Source organism: Aciduliprofundum boonei T469 (genome assembly GCF_000025665.1).
Lineage (GTDB): Archaea > Thermoplasmatota > Thermoplasmata > Thermoplasmatales > Aciduliprofundaceae > Aciduliprofundum > Aciduliprofundum boonei.
The window spans coordinates 43,075-55,067 of sequence record NC_013926.1 but is presented as its reverse complement, the minus strand read 5'-3'; the positions used below and the strand labels follow the sequence as shown (position 1 = coordinate 55,067).

Here is an 11,993-nt window from a genome sequence, read left to right as displayed (position 1 = left end):
TGCCAAAGTAAATTTTTTATAAAGTGGAAAGATAAAGCATATATGCTGCAAAGATTGCGTGGGTTTCGAGATATGTATCCTGAGTATATGCGTGCCCGAAGAATAGTTTTTGATAAAATTTGCTCAGTTGCTCGTAGCTTTGGATTTCATGAGGTTGATACTCCAAGTGTAGAACTTCTGGATTTATTTCGCATAAAGAGTGGGGAGGAGATTGTTAAGCAAACATTCAGCTTTGTGGATAAGGGAGGAAGGGAGATAACTCTTATCCCTGAGCTAACACCATCCGTGTCAAGAATGATTGCGGCTCGCAAGGATTTGATTAAGCCCGTGAAATGGTTCTCATTTCCCAAAATGTGGAGATATGAAGAGCCCCAGAGCGGGAGATTGAGGGAATTTTATCAATTTAATGCTGATATATTTGGAGTTGCCAATATAACTGCAGATGCGGAAGTTATGGCCCTTGCTATGGAAATACTTGATTCTCTTGGCCTTAAAGGAAAGTATGTTATGAAATTTAGCGATAGAATTTTGATGGAGGAGCTTCTTCGTTCTTTGAACATAGAAAAAATTGAAGAGGCCTTCAGGATCATAGATAAAAAGGATAAAATTCCGGAGGAGAGGTTTTACGAGGAGATGCTAAAGATAACGAGCGAGGAAAATGTTGACTCGTTAATTTCTCTTTTAAAATTGAGTGGGGATGTTGATACAATCCTTTCAAAATTTGAGCACTTTGAGAGAAGTGAAATTTTGGCATCTTTGAAAGATCTGCTAAAGGCTTATGGAAAAACTGCTACTCTTGATTTATCAATAGTTCGTGGCTTGGCCTATTACACAGGGGTTGTTTTTGAGGTTCATGACGCGAATGGTGAGTTTAGAGCAGTGCTTGGTGGAGGCAGGTATGATAGGGTAGTTGAATTATTTGGTGCGCAGCCAACTCCCGCAGTGGGTTTTGGTATGGGTGATGCAGTTTTGGAGCTCTTAATGCGCCGAGAAGGTGTTTGGCCTGAAGAGAAAATTGAGGTTGATTATTTTATTGCCATAATTCCTGGATTTAGAAAAGAGGCAATTGAGATAGCTATGGAGCTTCGTAGAAGCGGCTGTGTTGTGGATATAGATCTGAGCAGGAGGAGCATAGGGAAACAGTTGAAATATGCGCACAGGATAAATGCGAAATATACGATTATAGTGGGAGAGGAAATTAAAAATGGAGAAGTTGCACTGAAGGATATGGAGAGTGGAGAGCAGAGAAATGTGAAAATAGGGGAGTTGAAGGAAGTGATTGAAAAATAAAAATTATTATGAGATGATGTGCATAATTAAATTATTTCTTGGAACTAAATAACATTTTCATCTCGTTTTTGTACATGGTGTAGTTTAAAGCGAAATGTATAATCACAAGTCCGGCCATCAAGAACCCTGCTACAACATGTATAAGTTCAAGCGTGGTGAGTTTCACGCCAAGGAGACGCCAACTTGCTTCTATTCCCTCTTTGCGAGAAGGGGAAAATAGAAGTTTTATGCCGGTAAAAACGAGAATTATAACATCAACCAGAAGCGTAGTAGAGAGCAAAGCTCTCGTTTTAACCAGAGTTTTGGTAGATATCAGTTTTTCTTTTTATCAGCCATCTCTTCACCTCCGAATCTTAGTGGATTCTTAGAACGAAGAATTCCAAGGTATCTTGGAAATCTCGCCAGATAGCGTATATAATCTTGTAATAAAAAGTTATCATATTTTTTGTCTTACACCACCCTATTCATCGGCTCTTCTCCTCTCAGCACTCTAACTACATCGCTACATACCATCTCAGCCATTTTTCTGCGGGTTCTCTCGGTTGCACTTCCTATGTGGGGGGTGAGAACAACATTATCCAGCTTAAATAGCTCTGGATTGACTTTTGGTTCATTGTAGAAAACATCAAGTCCTGCTGCGAATAATTTCCCGGATTTTAGGGCTTTGAGCATTACCTCTTCATTCACAACTTCTCCCCTTGCTGTGTTTATCAATATTGCCCCATCCTTCATAATTTCAAATTCCTCATAATCTATCAAGTGTCTTGTATCGGGTGTGAATGGAACATGGAGAGTTATTATATCCGATTCTCTTAGCAGTTCTTCCAAAGAAACGAATTTTGCTCCTAACCCATCCATTTCTTCTTTTCTTTTGCGAGAATAGTATAAGATGCGCATGTTGAATCCCTTTGCCCTCTTTGCTACTGCTTGTCCTATGCGTCCTGCACCTATTATACCTATTGTTGCTCCCCATACATCCTTGCCTAGCATGAGCGTTGGTGCCCAGCCTTTGAATTTTCTCTGCCTCATAAATTTATCACCCTCAACGACTCTTCTGGCTGCCGCTAAAATCAGTGCAAATGTGAGGTCTGCTGTTGCGTCTGTTAGCACTCCAGGAGTGTTAGTAACAATTATTCCTTTTTTCTTTGCATACTCTACATCTATATTGTTGTATCCCACAGCATAATTGCCTATGACCTTTAATTTTGGTGCAGAGTCAATTATTTCTTTATCTATCCTATCTGCCAGAAGGGATATTAAAGCATCTGCATCTTTTATCCCTGCAATTATCTCCTCTTTCTTTGGAATTCTATCATAGGGAAAAATCTCAATATCCAATCCTGCATTTTTTAAGATTTTAATTCCATCATCTGGTATTTTTCTCGTAAGAAATATCTTCATAGATGGACATGGGTGCCAATATTAAATTTATTTCTCAAGTGATTTTATCGTTTGATAATCACATATAATTATTTAAATAAGAAACTTGGGTGGTTGAAAATATGAAAAAGATATACAGAAAAGAAGAGGGTGATATAGGCATTGCAACCTTGATACTTTTCATAGCGATAATCATAGTGGCCGCTATTGCATCCTCCCTAATCATATATGTGGGTGTGACTTTGCGAGAGCAAGGAGAAAAGGTGGCATCAGATGTGACCTCGCAGATTACAAGCTCACTGCGGATTCTAAATATCCTTGGGGATAGGGATATAGATGGAAAAGACCCCTCCGTTGTGAGTGTTAAGGCGCCCATTCATAGTGACACTCAGCCTCCTAGGGGAGGAGTTATATTAAATGTGAGTGTAAATAGCACAAATCCTCTATCTGTAAAAATAGTTTGGAACTCAGCTGTAGATTGGGAAAGCGGCATGTGGAAAGAGGAGCTTTATAGAGTTAGCGGTGATAGTTTTACCGCTGTAAAGTATATAGTTAAGGATGTGAATTACATAAAAGCTGTAGGAAATTTGGTTGCCACTTTCACCTCTGGATTTGGAAATGATAGGGTATATGTGGATTACGGTGTGAATGCTAGCAAGTATTATGGATATGCAATAATCGGCTACGATAGAGTCGGGAATTATGTCCTCTATTCTGCTGTGAATCAAACTGTTTATACAGGTACAGGTACGCCAGATACATCTGCTCCAACAGGGAGTATTAATTCCATAACCCCTGCAGGATATGGTGTTATGCTCTCTTGGACTGCCAGTGATACTGGTGGAAGTGGAATTGCATACCAGAAGATATATAGATCAAATAATGAGATAACCCAATCTGATGTAAATTATACCAAGAAAATTATCAATAACGCAACTTTAGTTGCTACTGTAGGCCCTAATGTTACAGCTTATATGGATTATCCACCTGCAAAGGGCACTTGGTACTATGCTATACTCGTAGTTGATAAGGCAGGAAATGTAGGATTTATAACAAAAACATCAGGTGTGAATGTTACCCGTGTGGATACCACAAAGCCATCTTCCATAAGCGGTTTAAGGGCCGAAACCTCGCAATATTATATACATCTTGAATGGAGTGCGGCTAAGGATAACCAGAGCGGGATTAAAGCATATTACATTTATCGCTCTACAAATTATCTTGATGTTTCCACTACAGAAGTTTTCAACACTAAGCCCTATGCCATAGTCAATACCACGAGTTTCAATGATTATAGATATATGCCCTACCAGACATATTATTATCTTGTGGTTCCAGTGGATAATGCGTCCCATTATGGTCAGATTATAGTACCCCAAAATTCAATTCAGGTGTTGCAAATAAAACTTTCTTTAGGTCCAGGTTCTAAACCCGTTGATTTCAATACTGTGATTGTAGAGCTTACGGATGGCAAAGTTGAAGCATCTTTAAAACTCAATTCCAGTGGTTTTGGGGTGGAAGCAGCAGATGCTACCCATTATGGTGTAAGTGTGATAAATGACCCATCCGGAGAGTTCACGCAGAGTTATATACTTGAAGAAGGTGCGATTATTGTCATGTACATAAATGCCAGGGATGTGGGATTAACACTGACACCTCAAACAAAGTTAACAATGAAGATAATACCGGGGCTTGGAATCCCCATCTACAAGGTGATAAGCATTCCGCCAGTAATGTTAAATAGATATGTGCAAATATACTGAGGAGTAAAAATGAGTGAGAAAAAGGAAGATATCCTAAAAAGGGCGTACCTCTTGGGGTATGAAGTTGGCTACTATGGACACTATGAATCAATTGGATGGGTTAGAAGAGAACTTAGAAAATTGGAATCTCTTGCTAAGGAAGAGGGAATAGAGTACGAGTTATGGGAAGTTTACAGAAGAGGAAAAGAGGATAGCAGGAAAGCTAGAAGCTATGAAATAACGGAAGGCAAGGAGATCCCTGTGGAAGATATAAGTGTGAATATCAGGGCTGAGAGAACAATGATCAGAGCAATAAGAAGACAGGATAGGAGAATAAAGACCCTTTCTCTTCCAAGATTTTTAAAGAGACGATATCATTTTTGATTACAACCTTAGATTTTCACAGCGGTTTATTTAAATTCTCTTTTCTCTCATCTTTAACTATGAAGGATGATAAAGTTACCTGGATAAAGATATACGATGAAAAGATGGAAAGAGAATCAACAAGGATGCTCGGGGACTATTACAATAATGTACATAAATCAGTTCCCAAGCACACTCTTTAAATATTTTATGCTATCTTTTTGAGGAACAAATATTATTTCTCCCTTTGGTGCTTTATCCACGATCATTTTTACATTTAAAATCATATTTCTTTCCCCAGCGATCTCTGAAATTAGATAATTTATAATGGAGGGTATGGTATCGTAGGCAATATCCACTCCCTCAAGAAATAGATCATCTTGAAATATCTCTTTAAATCCTTCTGCCGTTTCTTTTCCCAGTTGTTTTAGTGCTTCTATAACCTCTTTTTTTCTGTAAATTTTCTTTATTATGTCAATTTCGTTCTCTTGAACCATTATCATAACAGTGCCTTTAACACTTCCTGAAAAATCGGCAAATATGCCAAACACCCTATCATCTTCATTATATTGAGCTAAAATCTCATCCAGAGAGCTTAATGCTCTGAAAACATTCTTGGCACTCTTTCCAAAAATTTTCTCACTCACATTCTCAGTTTGCTCCTTTATCTTTTCTCCTAATTCATTTATCTCCTCCTCTGTTAATTCATCTCCAGTTAGAAGGTCTCGCATATCTATTATTACCTCTCGAGTAGGGTAAAACACAAAACCGCAATCATTGCATCTATAGCTTCCAGTTTTAAGTTTCGTAACATTTGTTGAGCCACAAATTGGGCATTTCATAGCTCACACCTTCGTGGAATAAACCCTAATTCCATTTTGGGTTATCTCCATCTTGTGCATATCGCAGTCGTGAGCTGTGCCTCTCATCTTTATTATTTGTATTGCCCTTGTCATAGTGTGCCCGTTTAGAAAATTATGGAGAAAGATAAGGCCATGGGCCATATAATGCTCGGGAGTGTAGTTTGATAAATCAGTCATTTCTGAAAGAATTAGTACTGTGATTTTCAAATCTTTCAAGCTTCTGAAGAATCTTGCGATCTCTTTGCTTTCATCCTCTAAGCTTTTCTCTCCATATTTTAGGGTTAGAACAGAATCAATAACCAATCTCTTTATGCCCTTTGCTTTCACAATAGCGTATATTCTTCTAAAGACCTCTTGAGCATATGCACTCTTAATACTCTCGGGAGATTTTACACCATTCAAATTTTGAATGCTCAATGGTCCCATATCCACAAATAGTATGTGGCCCGATAACGCATATCTCTTCAAGCTCAGATTGAATGTGGATATATCCTCAATTATCGTTTTTGGGTCCTCAGTTAGAGATACAAAGAGTCCACGCTCCCCCTCCTTCGCACCCTGAAGAAGAAATTGTATGCCAAATGTGGTTTTTCCAGAGCCTGGAGGACCCGCTATAATATAAACCCTCTGGGCAACTAAACCACCTTGAACTAACTCATCAAATCCAGGTATGCCAGTTCTAATTCGCATCGTAAAATCATCTTTCTTGCCTATATAAGTTTTGTGCAGTGATTATTAAAAAAGAAAATAAGGAAAAATCACTCTTTTAGCTCTTCAAGTTTCTTTTTTATCTCTTCTAATCTCTTTTCAATGTATTCTTTTTCTTCCTCAAGCATCCTGAGTTCTTCCTCCTTGCTTATTGGCGGATATGGCGGCTGTGGTGGTGGAAAAGCCCTCGGTGGCTCTGAATAAATTCTTCCCGATTTAACGGCCTCAATTGCATCTCTAATTGTTCCTTGAAATGAGTTGATTACCTGGATACCCGCCTGTGCGAGGACCATTGATGCGTTTGGTCCAGCGATTCCAGAAGTTATCACTGTTTGAACTCCTAAATTTGCAATTTGCTGTGCTGCTTGCACTCCAGCCCCCCTTGCGTACATTGCAGAGGCATTGGGCACGAACTCTAGTTTATCGGTGGCAGTGTCGTATATTGCATAGTATGCGCATCTTCCAAAAATCGGGGAGATGGGAGAGTTTTCATCTGGTGCATCGGCAGTTATGGCTACACGCATTTTATTCACCCTTTATCTCCCTTATTCTTCTTTCTATGTCCCTTAATCTCTCTTCCAAATTCCTGGCTTCATTTTCTAATAACTCTCTCTCATTAGCTTGGGGATATGGCTGGTAATATTGGGCATAGGGATTTAACCCATAGTATTGTGGGTAGTATCTTGGATAATATGGGGATACGCTTGTACCATATCCATAGGGATAGTTCCATCTCCATCCCCTGGGTAACCCGGTCCAAGGACAATAACCGAGTGTGGCACCGTATCCTCTACCCATTCCAAACCCACGGCCAAATCCTCTTCCCCAGCCTCTTCCTCTTCCACGACCCCAGCCAAAGCCAGGGCCATAGTATCCATATCCGTAATATCTATACATTTCTCATCACCTCCATACATACATTCTTCTCCAATTAAACCTTCCCCTTAGGAATTCCCTAAGCAAGATTAGCACAATCAATGCTATTACATATCCTGCTGCTACCATAAACAGAGAGATGAGCAGGTATATGATCCCTGCAATTATTGCTATATCTACCAGGCTGTATAAGCTCAACGCTGAGCCCCTGTAACCTCTACCATATCCGTAGCGAGGCATTTACCATCCACCTCTGCGTCCTCTTTTACCCCCTCTGCCTCTTCCATAGCCCATTCCTTGGCCGTATCCTCTCTGCCCATAATTCATGGGACTAAATAGCCTTCGGAAGAACCCTGTAAATGTACCTCTCCGAGGATAGTAGTCCTGTGGATAGTTCTGGTAAATTGCGAATCTTCTCCTTCTCGGTCCTCTACCATCCGGTCCTGTGCAATCTCCATAAGGCATTCCAATCACCTATATTACACAAATGCGAATTAATATTTAAAGATTTTGCACAAAAGCGATTATTTAAATTTTATCTTTATCCCGGCATCTTCCAGTATCTTTTTGCTATCTTCTCCAATATTTTTTGTATGGACCTCATCCACACCTTGCTCTATTAAGAAAAGTGCGGCCTTAACTCCTCTCTTCTTTTCCAGATTTGCACCTGGATTTTTTACTGTTTTTATCAATTTTTTCTCATCTTTTTCCACTTGGTATATCTCAAAATAAGGAGCAGAGCCGAAGGTGGGGCTGGGGGAATGGTCTTTATTTACTGGTATTGCTATAATCTTTCTACTCTTCGTGGGCGGCTCAACATGAACAAATGCATGGTCAACCTGCTTTATCTGCATTATTCTCTTTTCAACTTCAGAAGCAATCTCATGCGCCTGTTTAACATTTAGCTTTTCAGGTACAGAAATTTCAACTTCTACCATGATGAATGGTCCAGAGCGTCTTGTGTAAATTTTCTTTACCTCCCTGACCCTTGGCGTTGAGAGAATAATTTTTCTTATTTTTTCTATATCTTCTTTAGGTAATCCCGCATCCATGAGTGATAGTACAGAATCACGGATACTCTGATACCCTGCATGGATAACCAGAATTGCTATTAGAAATCCCACAATGCCACCAATCCAAGGATAACCCATACTGGAGCCGAAAAATCCTATGAATACGGCGATAGATGAAAATATATCCATTTTTGTCTCTCTTGCGTTTGCCATAAGGGCTTGAGAGTTGGAAATCTTTGCAGCTTTTAGTTGGTATATGTATAAGATATATGAAATGAGAACAAAAATTGCTGTTAGGATTAAACCCGCAATTGAATGCTCTACTGTGTTTTTACTTGAGAAGGTAGATATACTTTTTGTGATTATCTCATAAGCGAGTAAGAAAATGAAAATGCTGGCGATAAACGCAGCCAGGTTTTCGGCTTTATAGTACCCGTATGGAAATTTCTCGCTTCTCGGTCTCTGGGCTATTCTTAAACCTATCCATGCGGCGGAGATTGGGATTAAATCTGCGAAGCTGTGGTAAGAATCTGCGAGTATGGATACCGAGTGAGTGTAATATGCAACTATGAATTTTAATATGGCCAGTATTAAAGTTATTGTTGTTACATTTCTAGCAATACGCTCTCCATACTCAAACACTTCATTTTTTGTCATTTTTTACACAAATGCGAATTAATATTTAGATTTTAATAATCATCCTTGGCTTGTATGGCGTAAATTATTCTCTTCATAACCCCCATCATGCTGTGATACTCCCATTTTGTAAGCATCGCTCTGCCAATTATCCTGCGGAACATAACTTCTGTATTTTTCCTTTTATGATCTGGGAAATTTATGAGTCCTAAAAGCTCTGAGAATCTCTCATTTAAGAGATTTAATTCAAATTCCTCCGCCAAGGGCATACCTTCTTCCTCCCTCTTCTCCATAAAAATCTCGTAGAGAATAATGGCTGCCGCATGTGTGATGTTCATGATTGGATATTCCTCGCTGGTTGGAATAGTGATTAATGAATCGCATTTTTCAATCTCCTCATTGTAAAGGCCATAATTCTCGCGACCAAACACTATCCCAATATTCCCTGAGAAATTCCAAACCTTCTGGGCAAATTCCCTGGGTGTTAGGGCTATCCTTTTAAATTTTTTAGGTGATTTTGTACTAACTCCACTTGTAGCAACTAAATAATCAAGAGATCTCCTCAATTCTTCAAAGTTGTTCAATATCTCCGCATTTTCAATTATGTATCTTGCGTGCTTTGAAAAACGATAAGCGTCCTCATCCAACTCTGGAGGATTTACCAATATTAAATTCTTGAATCCAAAATTGGCCATTGTGCGAGCTAAGAATCCTATATTGCCTGTGAATTGTGGCTCAACGAATACAATATGAATCTGCATAAATTCCACATGGACCAAGAGCAAATATACTTTTCACAAATTCTTTATATCTTTAATTCATCGCCCTTTTATGCTCTCTTGGGAAATTATGCGCAATGTGGAGGAAGTTATAACTCTTGAGGAATTTGAAAATGCCCTAAAGGGGAATCCTAAGGGGTATGTGGGTCTTGAGCCCTCTGGCAGGGTTCATCTTGGCACTGGGTTGATTATAGGAAACAAGGTTAAGGATTTGATGGATAATGGAGTAGACATGATTGTTTTTTTGGCGGATTGGCATGCCATGATTAACGATAAGTTCGGGGGAGATATTGAGAAGATCAGGTTGGCAGGAGAGTATATGAAAGGAGTTTTCTCAGCATTGGGTATTAGACCAAGGTACATATGGGCTGATGAACTCGTTAGCAAAAAAGAGTACTGGGAAAAGGTTATCAGGGTTGCAAAGAAGACCACATTAAAGAGAGTGAAGAGAGCGATGACAATTATGGGGCGCAAAGAGGATGAAGCTGAGCTTGATTCTTCCAAAATAATCTATCCATTTATGCAGGTCTCGGACATTTTTGATATGGAGCTTGATATTGCTCTTGGAGGTATGGACCAGAGACATGCACATATGCTGGCAAGGGACTTGGCGGATAAATTAGGATACAAGAAGCCGGTAGCAATTCATACAGTTCTTCTTGCAAGTTTGAAAGGTGCTGGTAGAATGGACCCCGCTGAGGCGAAGATGAGCAAGAGTAAAGAAGGCAGCGCAATATTTGTTGAAGATACCGAGGATGATATAAGAAGAAAGATGAAAAAAGCGTTTTGTCCACCTGAAATTGAGGGTAATCCTGTTTTGCAAATTGCCAAGCATGTTCTCTTCGCCTATTACATTGAGAAGCTTGTGATACCTCGCCCAGAAAAATGGGGTGGAGATTTGGTTATAAACTCTTACGAAGAACTTGAAAAAATATATGGGGAGGGCGAACTTCATCCGATGGATTTGAAGAACGCAGTTGCTAATGAGTTAATTAGAATTTTAAAACCCATTCGTGATTATATTGAGAAGAACGATGATATACCGAGGGCTTTGGGGTGGATAAAATGAATATTGAGGAGCATATTCCTGTGAAGGATATAAAAATTCATGAGGGTATGACTGCTGGAGAGTTGATGGACGAGCTTTACAGCTCTGGTGGATTTGTGGCTAAGCATCTCGCTGTGGCAGAGAAGATTCTATTAAAGATGTTCAAAGAGGAAAATACAACCTTTTTATCCTTTCCAGCTTGCATAATTGCCACCGGTACGAGGGGAGTTATTAAAGAGATAGTAAGGAGAAAACTGGTTGATGTTATTATTACCACATGTGGTATGCTTGACCATGATATCGCCAGAAGTTTCAAAAATTACTATCATGGCTCATTTCTTATGGATGATACCGCTTTGCATAGAGAAGGTGTAAATCGCCTTGGCAATGTCTTGGTTCCAAATGAATCCTATGGGGTTGTAATGGAGAATTTTATGATGCCCATACTCGAAGAACTCTACAAGGAGAAGAAAGAATGGGGTGGAAGAGAGCTCATTGATGAATTTGCAAAGAGAATGAACAATGAGGATTCAATTCTCTATTGGGCCCACAAGAACAAAATTCCGATATATGTGCCCGGAATAACAGATGGCTCATTTGGCTCTCAATTATGGTCTTTCAGAGAGATGCATCCAGATTTTCGTGTGGATGTTTTGAAGGACGAGCACGAGCTTGCTGATATAATATTTGATGCGAAGAAAACGGGAGCGTTAATGATAGGAGGAGGAATAAGCAAGCACCATACAATCTGGTGGAATCAGTTTCGCGATGGGCTTGATTATGCAGTTTATATTACTACCGCAGTTGAATGGGACGGCTCTCTTAGCGGAGCGAGGGTGCGAGAGGCAGTTTCCTGGGGTAAGGTGCGAGAGGATGCAAAATATGTTACTGTTGAGGGAGATGCGACCGTTCTACTTCCTCTCCTGATTACAAGTGTGCTTGAAAAGTTGTAGATTTAAAAGAGTATCAAGTAAAAGGTAAATACGAAAGTGATTACACCCAAGATGAGTATTAGCCAGTTTACTTTTCCCTTATTCTTTTTTCCCATCTCTTTTTCATATGCCATTTTGTAGGATGAATACTCAATTTCATTGGGTTGCGGACTCAGCATCATTCCCTTATATGGATTTCCTCTACCATAATCGGAGATTCCAGAAAATAGATAGGAAGCACCAAAGAAGAATAGAGAAATGATGAATGAGAGGGCAGCGTCTATTTCTAAAGCCATATAAATTAGGAAAGCGGATATTAAGAGCCATATTATATCTAGCAAAATCACCTTTCTTTTCATTTTT

The 11,993-nt window shown here is 39.4% G+C and carries 16 protein-coding genes and 1 pseudogene; 6 read left to right on the top strand and 11 right to left on the bottom strand.

Features of this window, described 5'->3' with window-relative positions; translation table 11 throughout:
• Positions 1–42: 42 nt before the first annotated feature.
• The gene (hisS, locus tag ABOO_RS00290; RefSeq protein WP_008085387.1) at positions 43–1,290 is read left to right on the top strand and encodes a histidine--tRNA ligase; all 1,248 of its coding nucleotides are present in this window, start codon (positions 43–45) and stop codon (positions 1,288–1,290) included.
• Between the two features lie 31 nt (positions 1,291–1,321).
• Here the strand turns inward: hisS and ABOO_RS00285 are convergent, their stop codons facing one another.
• Together ABOO_RS00285 and ABOO_RS00280 are read right to left on the bottom strand one after the other, a co-directional pair.
• Complete coding sequence (locus ABOO_RS00285; protein WP_008085404.1) at positions 1,322–1,570, bottom strand: DUF4405 domain-containing protein; 249 nt, start codon at positions 1,568–1,570, stop codon at positions 1,322–1,324.
• A 170-nt stretch (positions 1,571–1,740) separates the two neighbouring features.
• Complete coding sequence (locus ABOO_RS00280; RefSeq protein ID WP_008085537.1) at positions 1,741–2,691, bottom strand: 2-hydroxyacid dehydrogenase; 951 nt, start codon at positions 2,689–2,691, stop codon at positions 1,741–1,743.
• Positions 2,692–2,792: 101 nt separating this feature from the next.
• Between ABOO_RS00280 and ABOO_RS00275 the strand changes: the two genes are divergently transcribed.
• The 3 genes from ABOO_RS00275 to ABOO_RS08095 are packed head-to-tail and all read left to right on the top strand — an operon-like array spanning position 2,793 to position 4,978.
• Positions 2,793–4,433: a flagellin gene (locus ABOO_RS00275; RefSeq protein WP_012997028.1), complete on the top strand. Its 1,641-nt coding sequence runs from the start codon at positions 2,793–2,795 to the stop codon at positions 4,431–4,433.
• A 9-nt stretch (positions 4,434–4,442) separates the two neighbouring features.
• Positions 4,443–4,796 carry a hypothetical protein gene (locus ABOO_RS00270; RefSeq protein WP_008085556.1) on the top strand — a complete coding sequence of 118 codons (354 nt, stop codon included), beginning with the start codon at positions 4,443–4,445 and terminating at the stop codon, positions 4,794–4,796.
• 59 nt (positions 4,797–4,855) lie between these two features.
• A complete protein-coding gene (locus ABOO_RS08095) occupies positions 4,856–4,978 on the top strand; it encodes a hypothetical protein (RefSeq protein ID WP_277422420.1) in 123 nt (40 codons plus the stop codon).
• Here the strand turns inward: ABOO_RS08095 and ABOO_RS00265 are convergent.
• The 8 genes and pseudogenes from ABOO_RS00265 to ABOO_RS00230 all read right to left on the bottom strand — a co-directional run bounded on the left by ABOO_RS00265 (position 4,955) and on the right by ABOO_RS00230 (position 9,632).
• Positions 4,955–5,617, bottom strand: coding sequence for a hypothetical protein (locus ABOO_RS00265; protein ID WP_008085470.1), 663 nt, complete (start codon positions 5,615–5,617; stop codon positions 4,955–4,957). The two genes, ABOO_RS08095 and ABOO_RS00265, sit on opposite strands and share 24 nt — an antisense overlap.
• 3 nt (positions 5,618–5,620) lie before the next feature.
• The gene (locus ABOO_RS00260; RefSeq protein WP_008085427.1) at positions 5,621–6,328 is read right to left on the bottom strand and encodes an RAD55 family ATPase; all 708 of its coding nucleotides are present in this window, start codon (positions 6,326–6,328) and stop codon (positions 5,621–5,623) included.
• 68 nt (positions 6,329–6,396) lie between these two features.
• Positions 6,397–6,870, bottom strand: a complete 474-nt coding sequence (locus ABOO_RS00255; protein ID WP_012997027.1) for a NifB/NifX family molybdenum-iron cluster-binding protein — start codon at positions 6,868–6,870, stop codon at positions 6,397–6,399.
• 1 nt (position 6,871) lies between these two features.
• A pseudogene (locus ABOO_RS08125) lies at positions 6,872–7,219 on the bottom strand (DUF5320 domain-containing protein); the annotation flags it as partial.
• A 30-nt stretch (positions 7,220–7,249) separates the two neighbouring features.
• Positions 7,250–7,462 carry a hypothetical protein gene (locus ABOO_RS00245; protein ID WP_012997026.1) on the bottom strand — a complete coding sequence of 71 codons (213 nt, stop codon included), beginning with the start codon at positions 7,460–7,462 and terminating at the stop codon, positions 7,250–7,252.
• A complete protein-coding gene (locus ABOO_RS00240) occupies positions 7,463–7,687 on the bottom strand; it encodes a hypothetical protein (protein WP_008085399.1) in 225 nt (74 codons plus the stop codon).
• Positions 7,688–7,746: 59 nt separating this feature from the next.
• On the bottom strand, positions 7,747–8,892 hold the full coding sequence (locus ABOO_RS00235) for a cation diffusion facilitator family transporter (protein ID WP_008085418.1): 1,146 nt from the start codon (positions 8,890–8,892) through the stop codon (positions 7,747–7,749).
• 32 nt (positions 8,893–8,924) lie between these two features.
• Positions 8,925–9,632, bottom strand: coding sequence for an RNA methyltransferase (locus ABOO_RS00230; RefSeq protein ID WP_012997025.1), 708 nt, complete (start codon positions 9,630–9,632; stop codon positions 8,925–8,927).
• Positions 9,633–9,702: 70 nt separating this feature from the next.
• Between ABOO_RS00230 and ABOO_RS00225 the strand changes: the two genes are divergently transcribed.
• Positions 9,703–10,719 carry a tyrosine--tRNA ligase gene (locus ABOO_RS00225; protein ID WP_008085428.1) on the top strand — a complete coding sequence of 339 codons (1,017 nt, stop codon included), beginning with the start codon at positions 9,703–9,705 and terminating at the stop codon, positions 10,717–10,719.
• Positions 10,716–11,651: a deoxyhypusine synthase gene (locus tag ABOO_RS00220; RefSeq protein ID WP_008085536.1), complete on the top strand. Its 936-nt coding sequence runs from the start codon at positions 10,716–10,718 to the stop codon at positions 11,649–11,651. The genes ABOO_RS00225 and ABOO_RS00220 overlap by 4 nt, the downstream gene beginning before the upstream one ends.
• A 2-nt stretch (positions 11,652–11,653) precedes the next feature.
• Here ABOO_RS00220 and ABOO_RS00215 read toward each other — a convergent pair whose 3' ends face one another.
• A complete protein-coding gene (locus tag ABOO_RS00215; RefSeq protein WP_008085523.1) occupies positions 11,654–11,989 on the bottom strand; it encodes a hypothetical protein in 336 nt (111 codons plus the stop codon).
• Positions 11,990–11,993 lie beyond the last annotated feature (4 nt).